Genomic DNA, 24,279 nt, shown 5'->3' on the forward strand with positions numbered 1-24,279 from the left:
ATCCCCTTTGTGAACCGCGAAGTTACTCTCCCCCTGATCGTCGACAACGGCGGCACGTTGCAGGTGGCGGCCGCCGACGTCAGCAAGTTGCTGCGGGCGGTCGGCGGGCGGTGGGTGCGGCTGGTCGAGGACGGTCGTGACGACCTGGACGAGGACACGGTGGCGACGTTGGCCATCGAACTCGCGAAGCTCGCCGACCGGATCGACGTGGCCTGCATCGCCCACAGCAGCGACCGCCCCTGACCGTCCCGCCCTCCCCCCTCCTCTCCCCCTCACCTCTCGAGCAGCGCGTCCCAGAACCCGGCTTCGTAGGACCGCAGCAGGCGGCCGTGCCGACGCACGGCCGCCTCGTCGATCCGGCCTGCGTCGGCCCACTCCTGGACGGCCGCCACCACCGACTCCTCGTACGCGGGCGCCGGCTCGGCGAACAGGTCGAAGAAGGCGCAGGCCGCGTCGTCCAGCCCGTAGTGCTCCCGCAGACCGCGGGCGATGCGTGAGCAATAGCCGCCCCACGCCGAGAAGTTGGCGGCGAGCGCCAGCACGGTGCCGGCCGGGGCGGCGTTGATCGCCAGCCAGGCCACGAACGCGGGGTACGCCTGGCAGCCGGCCCGCAGCTCGTACGCCTCCTCCGCCGGCGCGCCGGGACTGTGCCGGCCGGGTTCCCGGCCGCCCGGCCCACCGCCGGGCCTCTGCTCGGCCGGCCCCTGGTCGCCGGGCCGCTGCTCGGCCGGTCCGCCGCCGCCGCGCCTCTGCTCGATCGGTACCCGGTCTCCGGGCCTCTGCTCGGCCGGTCCGCCGCCGCCGCGCCTCTGCTCGGCCGGCACCCGGTCGCCGGGACCGGGGTCGCCGGACTCCTGGCCGTCGGGTGTTCGGCCCCCGGCTCCCTGGCCGCCGGCCGTACGACCGCCGGAGCCCGCTCCGGCGGGCCCCTCGGCGGGTCCCCGGCGCTCGGGCGCCCGGCCGCTGCCGGGGTCGTGCCCGTCCGGTCCCCTGGGCCGGGCGGCGTCGTGTCCCTCCGGGGCGGCCCCCGTGCCGCCCGTCTCCCCGGGCAGGGCGGCGGGCGCGGACACGTCCGCGTCACCCGCGTCACCCGCGGCGTCGGGCGCGGGCACGGCTAGGTCCCCGCCCCCGGACCCGTGCGCGTCCCCGCGCCCGTCCCCGCCCGGGTCCGGGAGGGCGTCGACCGCGCGGGCGAACGCGTCGAGTCGGAGCGCCGCCTCCTCCTCCCCGCGGGCCAGCTCCGCGTAGTAGGCCGCGCACGCCGGCATCGCGGCCGCGCGCTCCGCGAGCCGCAGGAAGGCCCGCCGGTCCGCCGCGACCACCGCCCGTTCCTCCGCCGCCAGCGCCCGCAGCAGCGCCGGTGCGGCCTCGCCGCTCTCGACCAGCGGCACCACCCGGTTGGCCCCCGGATCGGGGGCGAACTCCGCCCTGGCCCGTCGCAGCAGGTCACCGGCGTCGACGCGCCCCATGTCGGCCTCCCGTCCTCGCTCCTGACGTCACCCTTCCCCGGTTGGACCACTTCCGCGCGATATCCGCGGGCGGCGGGGTGAGGCTGGGGGATGCACCGACCCATCCCCACGAAAGCAGGTGCGGCACATGGCCACGTTGTGCAAACCCTCGGTGTCCGTGCCCGAGCATGTGATCACCATGGAGGAGACGCTGGAGCTGGCGCGCTCGCGTCACCACGACCACCCGCAACTCCCCCTCGCCCTGCGGCTGATCGAGAACACCGGGGTCCGCACCCGGCGCATCGTGCAGCCCATCGAGGAGACCCTGAAGCACCCCGGCTTCGAGGACCGCAACAAGATCTACGAGGCCGAGGCCAAGGCCCGCGTCCCCGCCGTGGTGCGGGAGGCGCTGGACCACGCCGAGGTCCTGCCGAGCGACATCGACGTCATCATCTACGTCTCCTGCACGGGCTTCATGATGCCCTCGATGACCGCCTGGCTGATCAACGAGATGGGCTTCCCCTCCACGACGCGGCAGATACCGATCGCGCAGCTCGGTTGTGCGGCCGGCGGAGCCGCCGTGAACCGGGCACACGACTTCTGCACCGCCTACCCGGAGGCCAACGCGCTGATCGTGGCATGCGAGTTCTGCTCGCTCTGCTACCAGCCCACCGACCTGGGTGTCGGCTCGCTGCTCTCCAACGGCCTGTTCGGCGACGGCATCGCCGCCGCGGTGGTCCGCGGACAGGGCGGCACCGGCATGCGGCTGGAGCGCAACAGCTCGTACCTGATCCCCAAGACCACGGACTGGATCTCGTACGACGTCCGGGCCACCGGGTTCCACTTCCTGCTGGACAAGCGGGTGCCGGGCACCATGGAGCCGCTGGCCCCCGCCCTGCACGACCTGGCCCGCGCCCACGCCTGGAACGCCTCGGAGCTGGACTTCTACATCATCCACGCCGGCGGGCCGCGCATCCTCGACGACCTGACCAAGTACCTGCGTGTCGAGCCGCACGCCTTCCGGTTCAGCCGTGCGACGCTGACCGAGTACGGCAACATCGCCAGCGCCGTCGTGCTGGACGCCCTGCGCCGCCTGTTCGAGGAGGGCGGTGTCGAGGACGGTGCGCGCGGCATGCTCGCCGGCTTCGGACCGGGTATCACCGCCGAGATGTCGGTGGGCACCTGGCAGGTCGGCGGCGGCGACCGGGCGCGCCGGACGGCGGCCCGTGCGGTGCGGGCCCCGGCATGACCGGCGGCCCCGACCACCGCCCTGTTCGCGGACGGAGACGACACCCGAGATGACCTCCACCACCGACGAGGCCACCCCCTCCGCCATGCCCCCGGTGCGGGACTGGCCGGCGATCGACCTGCACGGCGCCGACTTCGACCCGGTCCTCACCGAGCTGATGCGCGAGGGCCCGGTCACCCGCATCTCCCTGCCCAACGGCGAGGGCTGGGCCTGGCTGGTCACCCGCTACGACGATGTCCGCGCGGTGACCAACGATCCCCGGTTCAGCCGGGCCGAGGTGATGGGCCGCCCGGTCACCCGGCTGGCCCCGCACTTCATCCCCGGTTCGGACGCGATCGGCTTCCTCGATCCGCCCGACCACACCCGTCTGCGCCGCTCGGTGGCCGCCGCCTTCACCGCGCGCGGCGTCGAGCGGGTGCGGGAGCGGTCGCGGCGGATGCTGGACGAGCTGGTCGACGACCTGCTCGCCAAGGGGCCGCCCGCCGACCTCACCGAGACGGTGCTCAGCCCCTTCCCCATCGCCGTGGTCTGCGAGCTGATGGGCGTCCCGGCCTCGGACCGCGGCCTGATGCACGACTGGACCCAGCGGATCCTCTCCCAGTCGCACGGCGCCGAGGTCAGCACGAAGGCGCGCGAGGACATGTCCGCCTACTTCACCCGGCTGGTCGAGGAGCGGCGCGGCTCCGACGGTGAGGACGTCACGTCCCTGCTCGGCGCCGCCGTCGGCCGCGGCGAGATCACCGTCCGCGAGGCGGTGGGCCTGGCGGTCCTGGTGCAGATCGGCGGCGAGGCCGTCACCAACAACAGCGGGCAGATGTTCTACCTGCTGATGACCCGCCCCGAGCTGGCCGAGCGGATGCGGGCCGAGCCCGGCATCCGGGCGAAGGCCGTCGAGGAGCTGCTCCGCTACATCCCGCACCGCAACGCGGTGGGGCTGTCGCGGATCGCCACCGAGGACGTCGAGATCCGCGGCGTGCGGATCCGGGCGGGCGACGTGGTGTACAACTCCTACCTCTCGGCCAACCGGGACCCCGAGGTCTTCCCGGACCCCGACCGGATCGACCTGGACCGCAGCCCCAACCCGCACGTCGCCTTCGGCTTCGGCCCGCACTACTGCGTGGGCGGCATGCTGGCACGGCTGGAGTCCCAGCTCCTGGTGGACGCCCTCCTGGACCGTATGCCGGGACTGCGGCTGGCGGTACCGCCCGAGCAGGTGCCGTTCCGCAAGGGCGCCCTGATCCGCGGGCCCGAGGCCCTTCCGGTCACCTGGTGAGCGGCCGATGTCCATGACGGAAGGCCTGCTGGTGCCGCCCGGCCACGGCCGCACGGTGGCCACCCCGGCCCAGCACGTGACGTTCAAGGTCACCGGGGCCCATTCGCGGACCGCCTCCAGCTTCGAGGTGGTGGTCCCGCCGGGCTTCGACGTGGGCGCGCACGTCCACACCCGCAGCGAGGAGCTGTTCTACGTGCTGGAGGGCGAGCTGGACGTGCTCGCCTTCGAGCCGCGGGTGCGGACACCCGACAACTGGCGCCGCTGGGAGTCCCTTTCCGGCAGCCGGGTGGTGCGGGCCGGCCCCGGCACCGTCATCGCCGTCCCCCCGGGCTGCCCGCACGCCTTCGCCAACCCGACCGACACCCCGGCCCGGATGTTCTTCCAGGCCTCGCCTCCACCGGACCACGAGCGGTACTTCGAGGAGCTGCTGGAGATCCTCGCCGCCGGAGGTTCCCCGGACGAGGCGGCGATCGAGGCGCTGCGAGCGCGCTACGACATCCAGCAACTCACGCCGCTGCGCCACGGCGGCGAGGTCCCGGCACCCGAGCCGGCGCCGTGACGCCCGAGGGGGCGCGGGATCGTTCCGCGCCCCCTCCCACGTCGTGCGGACATGGCCGCGTCAGGCGCGCGTGGGCGTCTTTCGTTCCGTCCCCGGGCCGTCCCGCTTGCCCTGCGACGCGAGCCGCTCGAGATCACGGGCCAGGTGTGCCCGGCATCCGCGGCGGCCCGGACCGCCGGCCGTGGCGGCGTTCACCAGTTGGATGTGGAAGTAGTTCACGTACTCCAGGACGGCGAAACAGGCGAAGAACAGCCCGGGAACGCTCTCGGGTCCGGGAGAGCGGATGACCGCTCCGGCCGTGAGTACCAGGCCCAGGCCAAGGAGGGGGACGTCGACCATTCGGGCGGCTGCGAGGAACGCGATGCCGGGAGGCCTCGCTCCGGACCCCGAGGACAGCGAGCGGAGTTTCGCGGCCCAATAGGCAGCCCCCTGCAGCAGGATCAGGGCGCAGAGAGCGAAGCCGCAGACGTTGGGCCAGGTCGCGGGAAGGCGCGCTACGCCGAACCAGATGACCGCCTGCAGGGGAACGTTGACCAATTCCCCGGCGCAGAGCGAGAGAAGTCGACGACTCATCCCCGTTCGACCGCACCGGCCGGCGGACAGGCTCATCCCGCGTGCCTCTGCCGGACGGGGTAATTCAGCGTGCTGCCTACTGGTCCGTTCAATGGCAATTGCATGCCCAGTGACAGTAGTTGCCCTGCCGTCCACGAGGCGAGGCGACGTCCGAGCGGGGCAGCCTGCCGCCGATACGATCATGGCCATGACGGCATCGGAACCGACCATTCTCGCGACCTCCGGCGGACACCGGGCCGGAGCCCGGTCCAGGGTGGTGTTCGATGCCCTGGTCCATCACGCGGTCGATCTCTCCGGTGTGCACGGCCGACGTCCACGCATCATGTACGTCGGTACCGCCATCGGGGACGCCGAGCACTTCACGGCCCGTATGGCCGAGGCGGCGCGGGTGGCGGGCTTTGATCTGACCCCGTTGCACCTGTTCCCCATGCCGAACGTCGAGGACGTCGAGGGGTCGGTGCTCGACCACGACGTGGTCTGGGTCATGGGAGGCTCGGTGGTCAACCTGCTGGCGGTGTGGAGAGCACACGGACTGGACCGCGTCATGCGCCGCGCCTGGCAGGAGGGCGTCGTGCTCAGCGGGGTCAGTGCCGGTTCCATCTGCTGGTTCCAAGGAGGGGCCACCGATTCGTTCGGGCCGGAACTGCGCCCCGTCACGGACTCGCTCGGCTTCCTGCCGTACGGCAACGGCGTGCACTACGACTCCGACGAGGGCCGCCGCCCGTTGATCCACCAACTGGTGGCGGACGGCGCTTTCCCTGCCGCGCACTGCACGGATGACGGCGTCGGCCTGGTGTACCGCGGGACGGAGCTGGTCGAGGCGGTGGCGGAGACCGCGGGCAAGGGCGCCTACATAGTCACGAGTGACGGCGCCGAGGTGACGGAGGAACGCGTCGAACCTCGCCTGCTGAACCCGTCCCGACACTGAGCGAACCGTGACCGCCCTCACCGGACTTGCGGAGTGGCGAGCCGGCTGTGGCGCAGCAGGTAGAAGCACCGGCCCGCCACCAGCAGGACGTTGGCGACCGCCAGGGTTGACGATCCAGTGCTTCCTCGGGTTCCCCAGCCTGGGGCGGGCCGACCCCGCAAGAAGCCGGACAGCGTCACAGCAGATAAGGCCTGCTGGAACGGTCCCTGCCGTCAATACCTGCGGCGGCGCGGAATCCGGCACACGATTCCGGAGAAGGCTGATAGCCAGGCCGCCCGCCTGCGCAAGGGATCACGAGGCGGACGGCCGCCGGGGTTCGACAAGGAGCGGTACAAGAAGCGCAACACCGTCGAACGAGCCGTGAACAGGCTCAAGAACTTCCGCGCAGTGGCTTCGCGGTATGACAAGCGAGGCTACGTGTTCCTCGGCACAGTCTCAGCTGCGGCTGTCATCGTGTGGCTCCGCTCATGACCGGCCACTCGAGTTCACGTCGAGTGCGGAAGCCCGGCCGACCGCGGCATAAAGGATGAGAGGCAGCTCCTTGTCGGCTTGGCCGATCGCCAGCGCGAGCCAACGACCGCGGTCGGGGAGCGGCCACACCTGCATGCTCACAACCTCCTGGCTGAGGTAGTCGAGTGGCTCGGGCACCGGCTCTCCCTCGCAGCCGGCAATGAGATACGGTCCGAGATCCACGACGAACGCATGGCCCCACCGAGCCGTCAGGCGTGCTGCCAGGTCGTCGAGGCAGGCCTTCAGTTCGGCTTCGGCCTCAACCCATGCCTGCCCGTCGTCGTCATCCCAGAAATCCCGACTGACCTGCAGCTCGCGCACATGATGCCCTGGTCCACCGCCCCCGGAGGACTCGACATAGGTCACCTCCGGGAACGGCTGCACAGCCAACGCCTCAATCGTCGCGAGGTACTCATCGGTGGTCATGCGCGCAGGCTATGGGACCGTGCAGACAACCGCCGTGACCGTGCGCACCGACCAGTGATCGGCCGGACAGTTCCTCAGCCCATCGGCGCGGCTCTTAGAGATGCCCCTTGCCTGAAATCCTTGAGTTACACCCTTGCCACGTACCCAAGGGTCGCTACCATGTGTGCATGACAAGCAACGGGAAGCTCCGTCTCCTGCCTACCGGTACCTGCTGGTGCGGCTGCGAACGTGAAGTCGGGCTGGGCAAGTTCTTCGCGCCCGGGCACGACAAAGTTGCCGAAGCAGCACTCATCGCCGTCAAGTACGAGGGCAGCGTCCCCCATTTCCTCCACGCCCACGGCTACGGTCCGCACCACTCGGTGAGCGCCGCCGCCGTCAAGGAGGGTGCTTGGACCGAATGCACCGAGTGCACCAGCAAGCCGAGGTACCGAGGCACGAAGGAGAGCGTCGCCAATCACAGGCGCAAGTACCACTCGCCCACCACCGAGCAGTAGAACCGCCGGCTTCCGCGCGGCTGAGCCCCCTTCCACTGGAGGGAAGGGGGCTCCTCGGCGGTACACGGGGCCTGCCGCCAGAATCCCTAGCGGATGTGGACGCCCGAGATGGTGCGGGCGATGACGAGGCGCTGGATCTCGCTGGTGCCCTCGAAGATCGTGTAGATGGCGGCGTCGCGGTGCATGCGCTCCACCGGGTACTCGCGGGTGAAGCCGTTGCCGCCGAGGATCTGGACCGCCTGGGCGGTGACCTTCTTGGCCGTCTCGCTGGCGAAGAGCTTGGACTGGGAGCCCTCGGCGCCGTTGAACGGCTTGCCGTTGACCGCCATCCAGGAGGCGCGCCACACCAGCAGGCGCGCGGCGTCGACGCTGGTGCGCATGTCGGCCAGCTGGAAGGCCACGCCCTGGTTGTCGATGATCGGCCGGCCGAACTGGACGCGGGTCTTGGCGTACTCCAGCGCGTAGTCGTAGGCGGCGCGGGCGGTGCCGACGGCCATGGCGCCGACCACCGGGCGGGAGGCCTCGAAGGTGGCCATGGCGGCGTTCTTCACGCGCTCGCCGCCCGCCTTCTTCGCCTTCTCGCGGGAGCGGGCCAGGCGCTCGTCCAGCTTCTCCTTGCCGCCGAGCAGGCAGGAGCCGGGGACGCGCACGTTGTCGAGGATGACCTCGGCGGTGTGCGAGGCGCGGATGCCGTGCTTCTGGAACTTCTGGCCCTGGGAGAGGCCTTCGGTGTTCGGCGGGATGATGAAGGAGGCGTGGCCCTTGGAGCCGAGCTCCGGGTCGACGACGGCGACCACGACGTGGACGTTGGCGATGCCGCCGTTGGTCGCCCAGGTCTTGGTGCCGTTGATCACCCACTCGTCCTTGGCCTCGTCGTAGACGGCGCGGGTGCGCATGGCGGCCACGTCGGAGCCGGCGTCGGGCTCGGAGGAGCAGAAGGCGGCCACCTTCACGTCGTCCGGGGTGCCGTACATCTGGGGGATCCAGGTGCCGATCTGCTCGTTGGTGCCGTTGGCCAGGACACCCACGGCGGCGAGACCGGTGCCCATGATCGACAGCGCGATGCCCGCGTCGCCCCAGAACAGCTCCTCGGTGGCCATGGGAAGGCCGAGACCAGTCTGGTCGAAGTACTGGTTGGCGTAGAAGTCCAGGGAATAGATGCCGAGCTTGGCCGCTTCCTGGATGATGGGCCAGGGGGTCTCCTCGCGCTCGTCCCACTCGGCGGCCGCGGGGCGCATCACATCGGCGGCGAACCCGTGGAGCCAGTCCCGGACCTCCTTCTGCTCGTCGTTGAGTTCCATGGTGAACTCGGCCATGACCCCTCCAGCGCTGCCCGTCGTGTTACTTGCGGTAACCGCAGTCTGTTACTGGCCGGTAGGAAAGTCAACCCACCTGTTGGCGAGCCGTTTCCGCAGGAGGGGACCCCTGTCGTGGATGTGGGCAGCGCCACGACTTCCCGTCCGGACAGCCGTCACGGGCGGAACAGTGTTACTTTGCGCAAGCATCACCGATTACGTACGGGTGGGGAGAGCACCGATCATGGAGACGACGCAGCAGGGGACCCCGCAGCAGAGGTCCACCGAGCGGCGCCGCCGCGAACTGCTGGAAGCCGCGGACCGGGTGGTGCTCCGGGACGGACCGGGCGCCTCCATGAACGCGATCGCGGCCGAGGCCGGGATCACCAAGCCGATTCTCTACCGCCACTTCGGCGACAAGGGCGGACTCTACGCCGCCCTGGCCCAGCGGCACACCGACGCGTTGCTGTCCTCGCTCCGGGCGGCGCTGGACGCGCCCGCCGAGCAGCGGCGGGAGCGGGTGGAGCGCACCCTCGACACCTACCTGGCGGCCATCGAGGCGCGGCCGCAGGTGTACCGGTTCCTGATGCACCCCGCGGACGGCGGCTCCTCCGGCGAGCCCGGGTTCGACGTGGGCCGCCACTCGGCGCCGCTGCTGCGGCGGATGGGCGAGGAGCTCGCGCAGGTCATCGAGGAGCGCGTCGACCTCGGCCCCCGCGGACGGCAGTTGTCGCGGGCCTGGGGCCACGGGATCGTCGGCATGATGCACGCGGCCGGCGACTGGTGGCTGGGCGAGCGGCCCTGCCCCCGCGAGGAACTGGTCCGCAGCCTGGCCGACCTGCTGTGGGGCCGCCTCGCCGACGCGGGCGACCGCGCGGACGGCCCCGCGTTCTGACCTCATCGGGGCCTCGCCTCTCACCTGGCCCGGGACCTCAGGCGGAGCCACCCGGCCCGCCTCCGCCCCGTGCGGGCCCCGCCGCCGCTGAACAACGGCCGCCGGATGCCGGGGTGTACGCACCGTCGGCTTGCGCAGGTGAGGGGCGAGCCGCTCGCCGCGGAGGCTCGGGCCTGCGCCCGCCTCCCCCAGACTCCGTCCGGGGGGACCCCCACCCCCAAGCTCTCGCCGGCGCTCGAGCAGGGGGCACCCCCCTCGCCCCTGGGCGGCCCAGCCGCCCGCAGGAACGGCAGGTAGAGCCGCCGCAGGGGAGCCGGGGTGCCGCCGGCCGGCCGCGCGATCAGGGGGCGCCGAGAACAGTCACCCCCCGACCGCCCGCGCGGCCTTGCGCAGGAGCCGGCGTCGACGGAAGCCGGTGAGGCGGTCGGCGTAGACGAGCCCGTCGAGGTGGTCGCACTCGTGCTGCAGGCACCGCGCGAAGAACCCGGTGCCGACGACCTCCACCGGCTCACCGGTGACGGAGAACCCCCGCACCACCGCCCGGTCGAACCGCGGCGTCCCGGCCTCGAGGCCCGGCAGGGACAGACACCCTTCCGGCCCACGCACCGTCACCCCGTCGGCCTCCACCAGCCGCGGATTCACCAGATGACCGAGATGGCGGACATCCTCGTCGTCCGGACAGTCGTAGACGAAGACCCGCAGCCCCTCCCCCACCTGGTTCGCCGCGAGGCCCACGCCCTCCGCCGCGTACATGGTGGCGAACATGTCCTCGACCAGTCGTTCGAGGTCCGGACCGAATTCCGTCACCTCCCGGCAAGGGCTGTGCAGCACGGGGTCCCCGTGCAGGGTGAGGGGTCGCACGCGCCCGTGGGCGCCGGGGATCGAACCGTGTCGCATGCCGGTCAGGGTACGGTCGGGGCAGGCCGTCCCGGTCCCGCGTGCCCCTCCGTCCTTCCCCCGTCACCGCCGGTCACGGTGCGATTCCGATATTCGGCCGGGTGAACGGATCTCGGTAGGCTGAGGCCACCACACGCTGCCGGGACTCACGCGCGGCGCGTACGCAAGGAGGATCGAGAACTGATGGCAGGCACCTCGGACCCGCTCTCGCCGCGGGCCAAGCTGGCCGTGACGGCGGGCAAGACCGCCGCGGCCGTCTCGCGGGCGGCAGGACGCGGCAGTGGCTCGGTGATCGGCGGCCGGGTCGCGCTGAAGCTGGACCCCGAGCTCCTGGCCCGGCTGGCGCAGGGTCTGGACGTCACCCTGGTCTCGGCGACCAACGGCAAGACCACCACCACCCGCCTGATCGCCGAGGCGCTGCGCGCGGCCGGCCCGGTGGTCTCCAACGCGCTGGGCGCCAACATGCCCGCCGGCATCACCTCGGCCCTGGCCGACCGTGACGAGCAGGCCCGGTTCGGCGTCATCGAGGTCGACGAGAAGTACCTGATCACCGTCGCCCGCGAGACCGACCCCAAGTGCGTCGCGCTGCTCAACCTCTCCCGCGACCAGCTGGACCGCGCCGCGGAGACCCGCATGCTGGCCGAGCACTGGCGCGAGGGCCTGGCCGGCACCAAGGCCGTGGTCGTGGCCAACGCCGACGACCCGCTGGTGGTCTGGGCGGCCTCGTCCTCGCCGAACGTGATCTGGGTCGCCGCCGGGCAGATGTGGAAGGACGACGCCTGGTCCTGCCCGTCCTGCGGCGGCGTGCTGCAGCGTCCGGGCGACGACTGGTTCTGCGGCGAGTGCGGCTTCCGCCGTCCGACGCCGAGCTGGGCGCTCTCCGGCGAGCAGGTGCTGGACCCGCACGGCAGCGCCTGGCCGATCCACCTCCAGCTCCCGGGCCGCGCCAACCGCGCCAACGCCGCCTCCTCCGCCGCGGTCGCCGCCGTCTTCGGGGTGCCCCCGCACGTGGCGCTGGAGCGCATGTCGCACGTGCAGGCGGTGGCCGGCCGGTACGACACCGTCCAGTTCCAGGGCCGCGACCTGCGCCTGCTGCTCGCCAAGAACCCGGCGGGCTGGCTGGAGACGTTCTCGCTGATCGACCCGCCGCCGACCCCGGTCATCCTGTCGGTGAATGCCCGCTCCGCCGACGGCACCGACACCTCGTGGCTGTGGGACGTCGACTACAGCCGGCTCAACGGTCACCCGATCTTCGTGCTCGGCGACCGCAAGCTGGACCTGGCGGTGCGCCTGGAGGTCGCCAACCAGAACTTCCAGGTGTGCCAGAACCTCGATGAGGCGGTCCGCCTGGCTCCGCCCGGGCGGATCGAGGTCATCGCCAACTACACCGCCTTCCAGGATCTGCGCCGCCGCGTCGGCAACTGAATCACCTCCAGCGACTGATCAGCGACTCACAGTTCGAGGACCGACTCATGAGTGACAGCCAACTCCGGCTGGTGTGGATCTACCCGGATCTGCTCAGCACCTACGGCGACCAGGGCAACGCCCTCGTCGTCGAGCGCCGGGCCCGCCAGCGCGGTCTGGACGTGGCCCGGATCGACGTGCGCAGCGACCAGCCGGTGCCGACCTCCGGCGACATCTACCTGATCGGCGGCGGCGAGGACCGCCCGCAGCGCCTCGCCGCGGAGCGCCTGCGCCGCGACGGCGGCCTGGAGCGCGCGGTGGGCAACGGCGCGATCGTCTTCTCGGTCTGCGCCGGCTACCAGATCCTGGGCCACGAGTTCATCAACGACCTCGGCCAGCGCGAGCCGGGCCTGGGCCTGCTCGACGTGGTCTCGGTGCGCGGCGAGGGCGTGCGCTGCGTGGGCGACGTCCTCGCGGACATCGACCCGCGGCTGGGCCTGCCCCCGCTGACCGGCTTCGAGAACCACCAGGGCGTGACCCATGTCGGCCAGGGCGCCAAGCCGTTGGCCCAGGTCCGCATCGGCAACGGCAACGGGACCGGCGACGGCACCGAGGGCGCGTACAACGAGACCGTCTTCGGCACCTACATGCACGGTCCCGTGCTGGCCCGCAACCCGCACATCGCGGACCACCTGCTGAAGCTGGCCCTCGACGTCAACGCCCTCCCGCCGGTCGACGACCGCTGGTACGAGGCGCTGCGTCAGGAGCGCATCGCGGCGGCCACCCAGCCGGCCTGACGGACCGCCACGACGGCTGCGCGAGAGCCTGTCCGGACACCCCCGATCCCACCTGCGAAGAGCCCGTTTGACGGGGCATCCGCACAGGTGAGCGGGGGTGTCCGGCTGTCGGACGCCGGGTTCGGCCGGGGGCCTTTACGCCGGTAGGGTGGCGGCATCAAGCCGGACGAAGCGGTCCGGTGCCGTCCCCCATCGAGAAGGTTTTTCGCGCCATGCGCATTGGTGTGCTCACCTCCGGCGGCGACTGCCCCGGCCTCAACGCCGTCATCCGCTCCGTCGTCCACCGCGCCGTCGACGCCCACGGCGACGAGGTGATCGGTTTCCTCGACGGCTGGCGCGGTCTGCTGGACGGCGATCACGTCAAGCTCGACCTCGACGACGTCAGCGGCATCCTGGCCCGCGGCGGCACCATTCTCGGCTCCTCCCGTGTCCGCCCCGAGGACCTCCGGGACGGCGTGGAGCGGGCCAAGGGCCACCTGCGGGACCTCGGCCTCGACGCCGTGATCCCGATCGGCGGCGAGGGCACCCTGAAGGCCGCCCGCCTGCTGTCCGACAACGGTCTGCCCATCGTGGGCGTCCCGAAGACCATCGACAACGACATCGCGGTCACCGACGTCACCTTCGGCTTCGACACCGCCGTGGGCGTGGCCACCGACGCGCTGGACCGGCTGAAGACCACCGCCGAGTCCCACCAGCGGGTCCTGATCGTCGAGGTGATGGGCCGCCACACCGGCTGGATCGCCCTGCACTCCGGCATGGCGGCCGGCGCCCACGCGATCGTGGTGCCCGAGCGGCCCTTCGACATCAAGGAGCTGACCGAGCGGGTCGGCGCGCGCTTCGAGGCCGGCAAGCGGTTCGCGATAGTCGTGGTGGCCGAGGGCGCCAAGCCCGCCCCGGGCACCATGGACTTCGCGGAGGGCACCAAGGACGTCTTCGGCCACGAGCGGTTCGCCGGCATCGCCAACCTGCTGGCGGTGGAGCTGGAGCACCGCCTCGGCAAGGAGGCCCGCCCGGTCATCCTCGGCCACGTGCAGCGCGGCGGCACCCCGACCGCCTACGACCGGGTCCTCGCGACCCGCTTCGGCTGGCACGCGGTGGAGGCCGTGCACCGCGGCGAGTTCGGCCGGATGACCGCGCTGCGCGGCACCGACATCGTCACCGTCCCGCTGGCCGAGGCCGTCGCCTCGCTCAAGACGGTGCCGGAGGAGCGCTACGCCGAGGCTCCCACCGTTCTGTGACCCGCACCCGGTGACCTGGGTCACCCCCGCACACCTGCGACCCCTCGGTGACTCGCAGGTGAACCGCCCCCGGCCGCCGGCACGGCCGGGGGCGGTTCTAGTCTGGTGCGGACAGATTTGCACAACCCCCACGAAACAGGAGCCGGCGGATGGACCACAGCGGTCACGGCGCCATGGATCTGCCCCCGTTCACGCTCGGCCGGGGGCTCGCCTGGTCGCCGGACGCCTTCTTCCTCGTCGCCTGCCTGCTCGGGCTGCTGCTCTACGGCTGGGGCGTGGTCCGGATGACGCGCCGTGGCGACCGGTGGCCGGTCGGCCGGACGGTGTCGTTCGTCGCCGGCGTGCTGAGCGTGGTGCTGGTGATGTGCACCGGGCTCAACGACTACGGCATGGTCATGTTCAGCGTGCACATGGTGCAGCACATGGTGCTGAGCATGCTCTCCCCGATCATGATCCTGCTGGGCGCCCCGGTGACCCTGGCGCTGCGCGCCCTGCCGGTGGCGGCGCGCGGCGCGCTGGGCCCGCGTGAGCTGCTGCTGAAGCTGCTGCACAGCCGGTACATGCGGGTGGTCACGCATCCGCTGTTCACCATCCCGATGTTCATCGCCAGCCTCTACGCGCTGTACTTCACGCCGCTGGTGGACACGCTGATGGGCTCCTACCTGGGGCACATCGCGATGATGGTGCACTTCTTCGCGGTGGGCGTGGTGTTCTTCTGGCCGATCATGGGCGTCGACCCGGGTCCGCACCGTCCCGGGTACCTGATGCGGATGCTGGAGCTCTTCGCCGGCATGCCCTTCCACGCCTTCTTCGGCATCGCGCTGATGATGGCGTCCACGCCGATGATCGGCGCGTTCGCCCACCCGCCGGCCTCGCTGGGCATCGACCCGATGGAGGACCTGAACGCGGCGGGCGGCATCGCCTGGGCGTTCAGCGAGATCCCGTCCGTGCTGGTGCTGATCGCGCTGCTCTTCCAGTGGTACGGCTCCGAGCAGCGGCAGGCCCGCCGCAAGGACCGCGCCGCCGACCGCGACGGCGACGCGGAGCTCGAGGCGTACAACGCCTACCTGGCCTCCCTGCGGGCGGGCTCGGCCCGCCAGGGCTGAGAGCGGCCGAGGAGCTCGGGACCCGCCGAACACCCTGCCGGTCAGGTGTCGCGTGTCGCCAGCAGGGCCAGGAACAGGGCCCCGAGCACCACCCAGCCGAACCACAGCCAGCCGTTGCTGCCGAGGGCCACCGAATAGGCCGTCACCACGACGAGACCGCCCATCGTGAGCGCTCCCATGGTCTTGGCGCTTCCGGGTATGCCGGAGCCGTGCATCGAGGGCATCGCGACCTCCTCAGGTCCGCTACCCCCATGGTGCCCCGCGGGCCCCCCTTCTCACCCTCGCAGGAGGCCACCGGTTCCCGGACCGGCCGGGTGGACGCCCGGCCGGTACTTCGGCAGCCGCACGGTGACCTTCATGCCGGCGCCCTCGGCCGTCTCGATGACCAGCCCGTACTCGTCGCCGTAGACCTGCCGGAGCCGGTCGTCCACGTTGGACAGGCCGATGCCCCCGGTGGGGCCGGCGTCCCCGGCGAGGATCCGCCGCAGCAGCTCGGGGTCCATGCCGACGCCGTCGTCCTCGATCACCACGACGGCCTCCGCGCCCTCGTCCCGGGCCGTGATGCCGATCCCGCACCGGTCGCCGCGGCCCTCGAGGCCGTGCTTGACGGCGTTCTCCACCAGCGGCTGCAGGCACAGGAACGGCAGTGTCACCGGCAGCACCTCGGGCGCGATCTGCAGGGTCACCGCCAGCCGGTCGCCGAAGCGGGCGCGGACCAGTGCCAGGTAGTGGTCGATGGCGTGCAGCTCGTCGGCGAGGGTGGTGAAGTCGCCGTGCCGCCGGAACGAGTAGCGGGTGAAGTCCGCGAACTCCAGCAGCAGCTCCCTGGCCCGCTCCGGGTCGGTGCGGACGAAGGAGGCGATCACGGCGAGCGAGTTGAAGATGAAGTGCGGGGAGATCTGGGCCCGCAGCGCCCTGATCTCCGCCTCGATCAGCCGGGTGCGCGACCGGTCGAGGTCGGCGAGCTCCAGCTGGACGGAGACCCAGCGGGCGACCTCGCCTGCGGCCCGCACCAGTACCGCGGACTCCCTGGGCGCGCAGGCGACCAGTGCCCCGTGCACCCGGTCGTCGACGGTGAGCGGGGCGACGACCGCCCAGCGCAGCGGGCAGTCGGGGGTGGCGCAGCCGAGCCGGAACGCCTCGCCGCGGCCGCTCTCCAGGGGGCCGGCGAGGCGTTCCATGATCTCGGCGCGGTGGTGGGCGCCGACGCCGTCCCAGACCAGGACCCGGTCGAGGTCGGTGAGGCAGAGCGCGTCGGTGCCCAGCAGCGAGCGCAGCCGGCGGGCGGCGCGGCGGGCGGTCTCCTCGGTGAGGCCGGCGCGCAGCGGCGGGGCGGCCAGCGAGGCGGTGTGCAGGGTCTCGAAGGTGGCGTGTTCGACGGGGGTGCCGAGGCCGGCCAGTGAGGCCGAGCGGCCGGCGCGCCGGGCGGTGCGGCGGCCCAGCCAGAAGCCGGCGGCGGTCAGCGGCAGCAGGGCCACGCAGACGCCGGCGAGGAAGCCGCCGAGGGCGCTCATACCGCGTTCTCCTTACGGGCGGGTCCGCCGCCGATCTCCTCGGGCAGGTGGAAGCGGGCGAGGACGGCGCCGGTGCCCGGCGGTATCCGGCCGGGGGTGGCGAGCGAGACGGCGATCATGGTCAGGAAGGCCAGCGGGACCGTCCACAGGGCGGGCCAGGCGAGCAGGGCGTTGGGGACGCCGGCCGTCGGATGGTGGCCGATCAGGGTGACGGAGACGGCGGCGAGCGCGGAGCCTCCCCCGACCACCATTCCGGCGGCGGCGCCGGGCGGGGTGAGCCGGTGCCACCAGATGCCGAGGATCAGCAGCGGGCAGAAGGAGGACGCGGAGACCGCGAAGGCGAGGCCGACCGCGTCGGCGATCGGCAGCCGCCCGGCCAGCACGCTCGCCGCGAGGGGCACCGCGATGGCGGTCACCGCGCCCATCCGGAAGTGGCGGATGCCGCGGGAGGGCAGCGCGTCCTGGGCGATGACCCCGGCGAGCGCGACGGTGAGCCCGGAGGCGGTGGACAGGAACGCGGCGAACGCCCCGCCGGCGATCAGCGCGCCGAGCAGGTCGCCGCCGACGCCGCCGATCATGCGGTCCGGCAGCAGGAGCACGGCTGCGTCGGTGCTGCCGGTGAGGACGAGCTCGGGGGCGTACATCCGGGCGAGCGCCCCGTAGACCGGGGGCAGCAGGTAGAAGGCGCCGATCAGGCCGAGCACGGCGACGGTGGTGCGGCGGGCCGCCACCCCGTTGGGGCTGGTGTAGAAGCGGACCACGACGTGCGGCAGGCCCATGGTGCCCAGGAAGGTGGCGATGATCAGCCCGTAGGTGGCGTACAGCGGGCGTTCCTGTCCGGCGGGGCCGCCGCTGTCGGCGAGGGCGGCGTCGCCGCCGGCCCCGGCTCCTTGGGCGACCGGCACCGGGGCCCCGGCGGGGAAGCCGAGCCGGGCGCCGGCCTCGACGGTGTGCGGGCCGGCGGGCAGGGCGACCCGTTCGCCGTCGTGGGGGCGGCCGTCGACGCGGCCGTGGACGGTGACGGTGAGCGGCTCGGCGAGCCGGATGTCGACGGTGTCCTGGACGCGCACGGTGCGGTGCTCGCGGAAGGCGGCGGGTTCGTCGAACGCCCGGGTCGGCGCGCCGTCGCCCTGCCAGGCGAGCACCAGGAAGAGCACCGGGACGAGCAGGGCGGTCAGCTTCAGCCAGTACTGGAAGGCCTGGACGAAGGTGATGGAGCGCATCCCGCCGGCCGCCACGTTGGCGACCACCACCACGGCGACGATCACCGAGCCCAGTTGCCCGGGCGCGCCGGTGAGGACCTTCAGGGTGAGCCCGGCGCCCTGGAGCTGCGGCATCAGGTAGAGCCAGCCGATCCCGACGACGAAGCCGCTGGCCAGCTTGCGCACCGCGGGCGAGCCCAGCCGGGCCTCGGCGAAGTCGGGGAGGGTGTAGGCGCCCGAGCGGCGCAGCGGGGCGGCGACGAAGAGCAGCAGCAGGAGGTACCCGGCCGTGTAGCCGACGGGGTACCAGAGCATGTCGGGCCCCTGGACGAGGACGAGTCCGGCGATGCCCAGGAAGGAGGCGGCGGACAGGTACTCGCCGCTGATGGCGGCCGCGTTGAGGCGCGGGCCCACGGTGCGGGAGGCGACGTAGAAGTCGGAGGTGGTGCGCGAGACCCGCAGGCCGAAGGCGCCGACCAGGGCGGTGGCGACCACCACCAGGGCGACGGCGGCCACCGCGTAGCTTTCGTTCATCGGGGCATCACGGGTTCTCCGTCAGCGGTCCTGGTCCTCGACGAGCCGCACGAAGTCCCGCTCGTGGCGTTCGGCGCGGCGCACCTGCCACCGGGCGAGCAGCACCAGTGGCACGTAGAGGCAGAAGCCGAGGACCGCCCATTCCAGGGCGCGGCCGTGCGGCACGGCCGCGAAGACCAGCGGCAGCGGCAGGACGAGGGCGACGAGCACGGCGAAGACGGTCAGCGCGGAGCGCAGCTGGGTGCGCATCAGCGAGCGGACGTAGGTGTGACCGAGGGTGGTCTGCTCGTGGATCTCGGTGCGGGGGCGGTAGGCGGTCCGGTGGGCGGGGCCGCGGTGCCGGCGCGGCGGTCCGGTGACCGTCACTCGGGTGGGGGCTGCGGGGGCAGGACGGCCGGGGGCGGGGGCGGGGCGCTCGGGGGCCTGGCCGGGGTCGTGGGGCATGGTGCGGGCCGGCTTCCTATGCGGCGCCGCGGCGCATCAGCAGTTCGCGCAGTTCGCGCGCGTGACGGCGGCTGACCTGGAGTTCCACGTCCCCCACCAGCACGCTGACGGTGCCGGCGGCGAGGCGGAGCTCGTCGATGTGGCGCAGGGCGACCAGGTGGCGGCGGTGTATGCGCACGAAGCCGTGGGGCTGCCAGCGCTCCTCGAGGGTGGAGAGCGGGACGCGGACCAGGTGGCTGCCGCAGGAGGTGTGCAGCCGGGCGTAGTCGCCCTGGGCCTCGACGTGGGTGATGTCCTCGACCTGGACCAGCCGCCGCACCCCGCCGAGGTCGACGGCGATGGAGTCCGGTTCGGGTTCGTGCACGGGTATGCGGGCGGCGCGCAGCTCGTGGGCCCGGCGGACCGCCTCGGCGAGGCGTTCGCGGCGGACCGGCTTGAGGACGTAGTCGACCGCCTTGAGGTCGAAGGCCCGCACGGCGAAGTCCTCGTGCGCGGTGACGAAGACGACCAGCGGCGGACTGGCGAAGCCGGTGAGCAGGCGGGCGAGCTCGAGGCCGTCGAGGCCGGGCATCTGGATGTCGAGGAAGACCACGTCGATGGCCTCGGGGCCGTCGGGTCCCGACTCCAGGGCGCGGGTGATGCGGCGCAGCGCCTCGGTCGCGTCGCCGGCGCCCTCGACCTTGCCGATCCGCGGGTCGGAGTCGAGCAGGTAGAGCAGTTCGCCCAGGGAGGGGCGTTCGTCGTCGACGGCGAGGGCGCGCAGCATGAAGGTGGAGTGTAGGAGCTGTTCGCACATTTGGACATGGTTGCCCGGCATGCCGGAACGCTCCCGGGGGCGGGGAGGTGCGATCCGCGCCGGAACACCCCGCTTGGTCGCTTGTCGGCGCTTTGCCCTCTTCCTAACGTGGGGGCATGGCCGTGAGACGACAGTCGCGCCCCCGGCGCTTCCTGATGTGCGAGCCCCGACACTTCGACGTGTCCTACGCGATCAATCCCTGGATGCATCCGGACGAGGAGGTCGACGTCCGCCGCGCGCACCGGCAGTGGGAGTCGCTGGTGGCCTCCTTCCGGGCGCACGGCCATGTGGTGGAGACGCTGCCGCCGGCGCCGGGTCTGCCCGACATGGTGTTCGCCGCCAACGCGGCCCTCGTGCTCGGCGGGCGGGCGCTGGGGTCGGTGTTCCACGCGCCCCAGCGGCGGGGCGAGGCGGACCACTACGAGCTGTGGCTCAAGGACGCAGGCGTCCCGGTGCGGCGGGCCCGGTCGGTGTGCGAGGGCGAGGGCGACCTGGTGCCGGTGGCCGGCCGCGTGCTGGCGGGCACCGGGTTCCGCACCACACCGGAGGCGCACCGTGAGGCCGAGGAGCTGTTCGGCGTGCCGGTGGTGGCGCTGCGGCTGGTCAACCCGTTCTTCTACCACCTCGACACCGCGCTGTTCGCCCTCGACGACGAGAACGTCGCGTACTACCCGGACGCCTTCGCGCCGGAGAGCCGTGCGGTGCTGGAGAGGCTGTTCCCGCACGCGGTGATCGCCACGCTGGGCGACGCGCTGGCCTTCGGTCTGAACTCCGTCTCCGACGGACGTCATGTGTTCGTCGCGCCCGGGGCCGTCGCCCTGGGCGAAGAGCTGGCGCGTCTCGGCTACGTCCCCGTCCCCGTCGACCTGTCGGAGTTCCGCAAGGCCGGCGGAGGCATCAAGTGCTGCACCCTGGAGGTCCGATCATGACCGCGCCCACCGTTCCCTCAGGTCGCCCCGGCGGCCCCGGCGACCCCGACGGCCGCGGGATCGACTCCCCCGGCGCCCTCGGCTCCGGTACCGGCCCCGGCTCCGCGGCAGGCGGCAGGCGGGACTCCGCCGGACTGATTCGTGCCGAGGAGGCCGTCCTCGCGCCCAACTACCATCCGCTGCCGGTGGTGGTGGCCCGGGCGGAGGGCGCCTGGGTGGAGGACGTGGAGGGCCGCCGCTACCTCGACCTGCTCGCCGGTTACTCGGCGCTCAACTTCGGCCACCGCCATCCGGTGCTGGTGGAGGCGGCCCACCGGCAGCTGGACCGTCTCACGCTGACCTCGCGGGCGTTCCACAACGACCAGCTCGCTGGTTTCGCGGAGCGGCTGGCGGCGCTGACCGGGCAGGAGATGGTGCTGCCCATGAACACCGGCGCCGAGGCGGTGGAGAGTGCGGTGAAGGTGGCGCGCAAGTGGGCCTACGAGGTCAAGGGCGTCCCCGAGGACCGGGCGACGATCGTGGTCGCCGCCGACAACTTCCACGGCCGGACGACCACGATCGTGGGCTTCTCCACCGACGAGTCGGCCCGGGCCGGATTCGGCCCGTTCACGCCGGGCTTCCGGATCGTCCCGTACAACGACCTGGCGGCGCTGGAGGAGGCCGTGGACGAGTCGACGGCGGCGGTGCTGCTGGAGCCGGTGCAGGGCGAGGCGGGGGTGATCGTGCCGGACGACGGCTACCTGACGGGGGTCCGGGAGATCACCCGGCGGGCGGGGTGCCTGTTCGTCGCCGACGAGATCCAGTCGGGGCTGGGACGGACGGGCTCCACGCTGGCCGTGGATCTGGAGGAGGTCAGGCCGGACCTGGTGCTGCTGGGCAAGGCGCTGGGCGGCGGCATCGTGCCGGTGTCCGCGGTGGTGGGCCGGCGCGAGGTGCTGGGCGTGCTGGGCCCGGGCACCCACGGCTCGACGTTCGGCGGCAACCCGCTGGCGGCGGCGGTCGGCTCCGCGGTGGTGGGGCTGCTGGAGACCGGCGAGTACCAGCGTCGGGCGGCCGAGCTGGGCATCGTGCTGCGGGACGGCCTGGCGCCGCTGGTGGGCCGCGGGGTCCGCGCCTTCCGGACGCGCGGGCTGTGGGCGGGGATCGACGTGGACCCCGCGCTGGGCACGGGTCGGGAGATCGGGGAGCGGCTGCTGGCCGAGGGCGTCCTGGTGAAGGACACCCACGGCTCCACCATCCGCGTCGCTCCCCCGCTCACGGTCACCGAGGACCAGTTGCGCGGCGCCCTCGCGGCCCTGGAGAGGGTGCTGACCGCCCCGGCGTGACGCCGGGGCGACGACGCCGCTGACGCGGTCGTGCCTGGCAGCTTGTCTGACCGCCCCACGGGAGGGCAGCTTGTGTGACCGCCCTACGGGAGCGGACGGCACGCGTCCGGCGCCCGTCACCCGCGGTGTGCCCGCCGCACGGGTCACCGAGGAGCGAGCGAGCTCACCGCGCCCTCGCCGTCACGGCGGCCACCCGCCGGTGGCCGCCGCGCGGTCGTCGCCGTTCGCCGCGCCGAGCGTCTCGTCGGTGGCCTCGTGCAGGAGGCGGCGCAGGGTGAGGGCGTCGGGTGCGACGGCGGTGATCAGGGCGGCGGGGCCGGGGAGCGGGACCAGGGCGGCGGTTTCGCCGAAGAGGCGGGGCTCCGGGGGGCGGGAGGCGAACCCCGGCGCGACCAGGAGCACCTGGCCGACCGCGCGGTGGCCGCCCAGCACCGCGGGCCCGTCCCAGCCGCCGGGGGCGCCGGGGCCGCAGGTCAGGTCCTGGTCGAGCAGGAGCCGCCCGCCCACCCGCAGGGTCAGCCGCGAGGCGAGCGTGCCGGGCGGCTCGGCGTGCCGGCCGAGCACCAGTTCCTCCCGGAACACCAGCCGGCCGCCCGTCGCGACCTCGGCCCGGGTGAGGACCCGCAGGTCGCTGCCGCGCACCGCGATCAGGGGCTCGGGCTCCCAGCGCAGCGAGCCGCCCGCGCCGACCCGCAGCCGGGTCTCGTACCGGGCGCGGTCCTCGCCCTGGCCGGGCAGCGCGAGCGTGGCGGCGGCCGAACCGACCCGCAGCCGGGCCCCTTCGGCGACCTCCGCCTCGAGCAGGAACCGGTCGCCGCCCAGCGGTCCGCTCATCGCGCCGACCACGGTCACCCGCGCCTCGTCCCCCGTGCCCCGGGTCCGCCGCAGGGCGAGGGGCCCGTCCCCGGCGAGCACCGGCAGGGCGGTGCCGCCGCGGCCGTCGGGCCGCGCCGCGATCCGCGCGTGCGCCCGCACCCCGGCGGCGCCGCGACCGGGGTCCGTGGTCAGGCCCGCCACGCGGCCAGCCGCTCCCGGACCCAGGCGGCAACGTCCGCGACCCCGGCCTCGCCGCGCAACGACTGGAACACGACCGGCAGTTCGGCGCGCTGCGCCTTGGCGTCGGCGGCCATCCTCGACAGGTCGGCGCCGACGTGGGGCGCCAGGTCGGTCTTGTTGACGACCAGCAGGTCGGCGGTGGTGACGCCGGGGCCGCCCTTGCGCGGGATGTCGTCGCCGCCCGCCACGTCGATCACGAAGATCTGGGCGTCCACCAGGCCCCGGGAGAAGGTGGCGGTCAGGTTGTCGCCGCCGGACTCGACCAGGATCAGGTCGAGCGGCCCGTTGTGCTCCTCCAGTTCCTCCACCGCCTCCAGGTTGGCGGAGATGTCGTCGCGGATCGCCGTGTGCGGGCAGGCCCCGGTCTCGACGGCGGTGATCCGCTCGGGCGGGAGCACCGCCTCGCGCAGCAGGAACTCGGCGTCCTCGCGGGTGTAGATGTCGTTGGTGACGACGGCCAGCGACAGCTCTCCCCGCAGCTCCCGGCAGAGCGCGGCCACCGTCGCGGTCTTCCCCGAGCCGACCGGACCGCCGAGCCCGAGTCTCAGCGCGCGGCGCGTCCCGTCGGGGCGGTGGGCGGCGGCGCCGGATCCCCCGAGGCCGTCGTGGTGGCGGTGCAGGTGCATGGGCGGGGCTCCTTCGAGGACGGGACGGCGAGGAGAAAGGACGGCGGACGTGGCGTTGCGTGGCGTGGCATGGCGTGGCGTCAGGAGGCGAACAGGCGGCCTCCCCGGGCGGCGTGGGCCTCGGCCGAGAGTTCGAGCAGCGGCGCCGAGGCGGCGGGCAGCGCGTCCGCCCCGTCGGTGAGCGCCTCGCGGGCCGCCCGCACCGCGTGGCCGGCGACCCGGTCGGTCTCGGGGGCGAGCCGGGCGAGCACCCCGGTGGCGTCGAACGGGTCCAGGCTCAGCAGCCGGACCGTCGCGGTGGCGGGTCCGCCCACGCTCTCGTAGGCGGCGCAGTACGCGGCGTCGCGCGGCCCGAGCCCGGCCGCGCGGGCGACGGCGCCGAGCACCACCGGCTGGTGCGCGCCCCGGGGAAACTCTCGTGCGAGGGCGTCCAGTCCGGGGCTCGGCCAGGTCGCCCGGCCGGCCCGCAGCAGCTGCCGCCCGAGCCGGCGGGCGGTGTCGCGCAGGGCGGGCGACGGGGTGCGCGCGTCGGCGGCCTCGTCCAGCTCCGCCGGCTCCACGCCGAGCGCCGCCGCCGCGGCGAGGGAGGCGGCCACCAGGCCGGCGGTGTGCAGCCGGCCCCGGCAGAAGGCCTCCAGCGAGGCGGCGTCGGTGATCCGGCCCGCGCGGACGGCGGCCTCCGCGCCGCCGGAGTGCGCGTGGCCTCCGGCGGGGAAGCGTCCGTCGGCCAGCAGGAGCAGTGCGGCGCGGTTCATCGGCGG

The 24,279-nt window shown here is 73.2% G+C and carries 26 protein-coding genes and 1 pseudogene; 14 read left to right on the plus strand and 13 right to left on the minus strand.

The window, feature by feature from the left end; translation table 11 throughout:
- Nucleotides 1-9 precede the first annotated feature (9 nt).
- On the plus strand, nucleotides 10-243 hold the full coding sequence (locus tag ACFRAV_RS12590) for a DUF6213 family protein (RefSeq protein ID WP_351114062.1): 234 nt from the start codon (nucleotides 10-12) through the stop codon (nucleotides 241-243).
- A 29-nt stretch (nucleotides 244-272) separates the two neighbouring features.
- Here ACFRAV_RS12590 and ACFRAV_RS12595 read toward each other — a convergent pair whose 3' ends face one another.
- Nucleotides 273-1,469 (minus strand): hypothetical protein, encoded by a 1,197-nt coding sequence (locus ACFRAV_RS12595; RefSeq protein ID WP_382554336.1) that lies wholly within the window; start codon nucleotides 1,467-1,469, stop codon nucleotides 273-275.
- 127 nt (nucleotides 1,470-1,596) lie between these two features.
- Here ACFRAV_RS12595 and ACFRAV_RS12600 point away from each other — a divergent pair, with 127 nt between their 5' ends.
- The 3 genes from ACFRAV_RS12600 to ACFRAV_RS12610 are packed head-to-tail and all read left to right on the plus strand — an operon-like array spanning nucleotide 1,597 to nucleotide 4,529.
- The gene (locus ACFRAV_RS12600; protein ID WP_382554337.1) at nucleotides 1,597-2,697 is read left to right on the plus strand and encodes a type III polyketide synthase; all 1,101 of its coding nucleotides are present in this window, start codon (nucleotides 1,597-1,599) and stop codon (nucleotides 2,695-2,697) included.
- Between the two features lie 49 nt (nucleotides 2,698-2,746).
- Nucleotides 2,747-3,970, plus strand: a complete 1,224-nt coding sequence (locus tag ACFRAV_RS12605) for a cytochrome P450 (protein WP_382554341.1) — start codon at nucleotides 2,747-2,749, stop codon at nucleotides 3,968-3,970.
- A 7-nt stretch (nucleotides 3,971-3,977) separates the two neighbouring features.
- Nucleotides 3,978-4,529 carry a cupin domain-containing protein gene (locus ACFRAV_RS12610; RefSeq protein WP_382554343.1) on the plus strand — a complete coding sequence of 184 codons (552 nt, stop codon included), beginning with the start codon at nucleotides 3,978-3,980 and terminating at the stop codon, nucleotides 4,527-4,529.
- 60 nt (nucleotides 4,530-4,589) lie between these two features.
- On the opposite strand, the gene ACFRAV_RS12615 is transcribed toward ACFRAV_RS12610, so the two are convergent.
- Complete coding sequence (locus ACFRAV_RS12615) at nucleotides 4,590-5,102, minus strand: hypothetical protein (RefSeq protein ID WP_382554345.1); 513 nt, start codon at nucleotides 5,100-5,102, stop codon at nucleotides 4,590-4,592.
- 187 nt (nucleotides 5,103-5,289) lie between these two features.
- On the opposite strand from ACFRAV_RS12615, the gene ACFRAV_RS12620 reads away from it, so the two are divergent.
- A complete protein-coding gene (locus ACFRAV_RS12620) occupies nucleotides 5,290-6,030 on the plus strand; it encodes a Type 1 glutamine amidotransferase-like domain-containing protein (RefSeq protein ID WP_382554347.1) in 741 nt (246 codons plus the stop codon).
- Nucleotides 6,031-6,156: 126 nt separating this feature from the next.
- Nucleotides 6,157-6,501, plus strand: a pseudogene (locus tag ACFRAV_RS12625) (transposase); the annotation flags it as partial.
- Here ACFRAV_RS12625 and ACFRAV_RS12630 read toward each other — a convergent pair.
- A complete protein-coding gene (locus ACFRAV_RS12630; protein WP_382554348.1) occupies nucleotides 6,496-6,966 on the minus strand; it encodes a hypothetical protein in 471 nt (156 codons plus the stop codon). The pseudogene ACFRAV_RS12625 and the gene ACFRAV_RS12630 sit on opposite strands and share 6 nt — an antisense overlap.
- A gap of 167 nt (nucleotides 6,967-7,133) precedes the next feature.
- Here ACFRAV_RS12630 and ACFRAV_RS12635 point away from each other — a divergent pair, with 167 nt between their 5' ends.
- On the plus strand, nucleotides 7,134-7,460 hold the full coding sequence (locus ACFRAV_RS12635) for a hypothetical protein (protein ID WP_382554350.1): 327 nt from the start codon (nucleotides 7,134-7,136) through the stop codon (nucleotides 7,458-7,460).
- Nucleotides 7,461-7,546: 86 nt separating this feature from the next.
- Here ACFRAV_RS12635 and ACFRAV_RS12640 read toward each other — a convergent pair whose 3' ends face one another.
- The gene (locus ACFRAV_RS12640) at nucleotides 7,547-8,776 is read right to left on the minus strand and encodes an acyl-CoA dehydrogenase family protein (protein WP_382554352.1); all 1,230 of its coding nucleotides are present in this window, start codon (nucleotides 8,774-8,776) and stop codon (nucleotides 7,547-7,549) included.
- 223 nt (nucleotides 8,777-8,999) lie between these two features.
- On the opposite strand from ACFRAV_RS12640, the gene ACFRAV_RS12645 reads away from it, so the two are divergent.
- Complete coding sequence (locus ACFRAV_RS12645) at nucleotides 9,000-9,650, plus strand: TetR family transcriptional regulator (protein WP_351114051.1); 651 nt, start codon at nucleotides 9,000-9,002, stop codon at nucleotides 9,648-9,650.
- Between the two features lie 360 nt (nucleotides 9,651-10,010).
- Here the strand turns inward: ACFRAV_RS12645 and def are convergent, their stop codons facing one another.
- Nucleotides 10,011-10,547 carry a peptide deformylase gene (def, locus tag ACFRAV_RS12650; protein ID WP_382554354.1) on the minus strand — a complete coding sequence of 179 codons (537 nt, stop codon included), beginning with the start codon at nucleotides 10,545-10,547 and terminating at the stop codon, nucleotides 10,011-10,013.
- A gap of 183 nt (nucleotides 10,548-10,730) precedes the next feature.
- On the opposite strand from def, the gene ACFRAV_RS12655 reads away from it, so the two are divergent.
- The 4 genes from ACFRAV_RS12655 (at nucleotide 10,731) to ACFRAV_RS12670 (ending at nucleotide 15,092) form a co-directional block, all read left to right on the plus strand.
- Complete coding sequence (locus tag ACFRAV_RS12655; protein ID WP_382554356.1) at nucleotides 10,731-11,972, plus strand: MurT ligase domain-containing protein; 1,242 nt, start codon at nucleotides 10,731-10,733, stop codon at nucleotides 11,970-11,972.
- 47 nt (nucleotides 11,973-12,019) lie between these two features.
- Nucleotides 12,020-12,748 carry a type 1 glutamine amidotransferase gene (locus tag ACFRAV_RS12660; RefSeq protein WP_382554359.1) on the plus strand — a complete coding sequence of 243 codons (729 nt, stop codon included), beginning with the start codon at nucleotides 12,020-12,022 and terminating at the stop codon, nucleotides 12,746-12,748.
- A gap of 212 nt (nucleotides 12,749-12,960) precedes the next feature.
- Complete coding sequence (locus tag ACFRAV_RS12665; RefSeq protein WP_382554361.1) at nucleotides 12,961-13,986, plus strand: 6-phosphofructokinase; 1,026 nt, start codon at nucleotides 12,961-12,963, stop codon at nucleotides 13,984-13,986.
- Nucleotides 13,987-14,135: 149 nt separating this feature from the next.
- Nucleotides 14,136-15,092: a cytochrome c oxidase assembly protein gene (locus tag ACFRAV_RS12670; RefSeq protein WP_382554363.1), complete on the plus strand. Its 957-nt coding sequence runs from the start codon at nucleotides 14,136-14,138 to the stop codon at nucleotides 15,090-15,092.
- Between the two features lie 41 nt (nucleotides 15,093-15,133).
- Here the strand turns inward: ACFRAV_RS12670 and ACFRAV_RS12675 are convergent, their stop codons facing one another.
- Genes ACFRAV_RS12675 through ACFRAV_RS12695 form a run of 5 tightly spaced genes read right to left on the minus strand, consistent with a single transcriptional unit; the run spans nucleotide 15,134 to nucleotide 19,552 of the window.
- The gene (locus ACFRAV_RS12675) at nucleotides 15,134-15,316 is read right to left on the minus strand and encodes a hypothetical protein (protein ID WP_351114088.1); all 183 of its coding nucleotides are present in this window, start codon (nucleotides 15,314-15,316) and stop codon (nucleotides 15,134-15,136) included.
- A 51-nt stretch (nucleotides 15,317-15,367) separates the two neighbouring features.
- Nucleotides 15,368-16,606 carry a sensor histidine kinase gene (locus tag ACFRAV_RS12680; protein ID WP_382554364.1) on the minus strand — a complete coding sequence of 413 codons (1,239 nt, stop codon included), beginning with the start codon at nucleotides 16,604-16,606 and terminating at the stop codon, nucleotides 15,368-15,370.
- The gene (locus tag ACFRAV_RS12685; RefSeq protein WP_382554367.1) at nucleotides 16,603-18,342 is read right to left on the minus strand and encodes a cation acetate symporter; all 1,740 of its coding nucleotides are present in this window, start codon (nucleotides 18,340-18,342) and stop codon (nucleotides 16,603-16,605) included. The genes ACFRAV_RS12680 and ACFRAV_RS12685 overlap by 4 nt, the downstream gene beginning before the upstream one ends.
- Nucleotides 18,343-18,363: 21 nt before the next feature.
- Nucleotides 18,364-18,786 carry a hypothetical protein gene (locus ACFRAV_RS12690; protein WP_382554369.1) on the minus strand — a complete coding sequence of 141 codons (423 nt, stop codon included), beginning with the start codon at nucleotides 18,784-18,786 and terminating at the stop codon, nucleotides 18,364-18,366.
- Between the two features lie 16 nt (nucleotides 18,787-18,802).
- A complete protein-coding gene (locus tag ACFRAV_RS12695) occupies nucleotides 18,803-19,552 on the minus strand; it encodes a LytR/AlgR family response regulator transcription factor (protein WP_382554408.1) in 750 nt (249 codons plus the stop codon).
- Between the two features lie 146 nt (nucleotides 19,553-19,698).
- On the opposite strand from ACFRAV_RS12695, the gene ddaH reads away from it, so the two are divergent.
- Both ddaH and rocD read left to right on the plus strand, forming a co-directional pair.
- On the plus strand, nucleotides 19,699-20,511 hold the full coding sequence (gene ddaH, locus ACFRAV_RS12700; RefSeq protein ID WP_382554370.1) for a dimethylargininase: 813 nt from the start codon (nucleotides 19,699-19,701) through the stop codon (nucleotides 20,509-20,511).
- Nucleotides 20,508-21,836 (plus strand): ornithine--oxo-acid transaminase, encoded by a 1,329-nt coding sequence (gene rocD / locus ACFRAV_RS12705; protein WP_382554372.1) that lies wholly within the window; start codon nucleotides 20,508-20,510, stop codon nucleotides 21,834-21,836. Before ddaH ends, rocD begins: the two co-directional genes overlap by 4 nt.
- Before the next feature lie 180 nt (nucleotides 21,837-22,016).
- Here rocD and ACFRAV_RS12710 read toward each other — a convergent pair whose 3' ends face one another.
- The 3 genes from ACFRAV_RS12710 to ACFRAV_RS12720 form a co-directional block, all read right to left on the minus strand.
- The gene (locus ACFRAV_RS12710; protein ID WP_382554374.1) at nucleotides 22,017-22,853 is read right to left on the minus strand and encodes an urease accessory protein UreD; all 837 of its coding nucleotides are present in this window, start codon (nucleotides 22,851-22,853) and stop codon (nucleotides 22,017-22,019) included.
- Nucleotides 22,841-23,518, minus strand: coding sequence for an urease accessory protein UreG (gene ureG, locus ACFRAV_RS12715; protein WP_382554376.1), 678 nt, complete (start codon nucleotides 23,516-23,518; stop codon nucleotides 22,841-22,843). The genes ACFRAV_RS12710 and ureG overlap by 13 nt, the downstream gene beginning before the upstream one ends.
- Before the next feature lie 80 nt (nucleotides 23,519-23,598).
- Nucleotides 23,599-24,273, minus strand: a complete 675-nt coding sequence (locus tag ACFRAV_RS12720) for an urease accessory protein UreF (protein ID WP_382554378.1) — start codon at nucleotides 24,271-24,273, stop codon at nucleotides 23,599-23,601.
- Nucleotides 24,274-24,279 lie beyond the last annotated feature (6 nt).

Origin of the sequence: Streptomyces sp. NPDC056600 (genome assembly GCF_042792855.1) — a bacterium.
GTDB lineage: Bacteria > Actinomycetota > Actinomycetes > Streptomycetales > Streptomycetaceae > Streptomyces.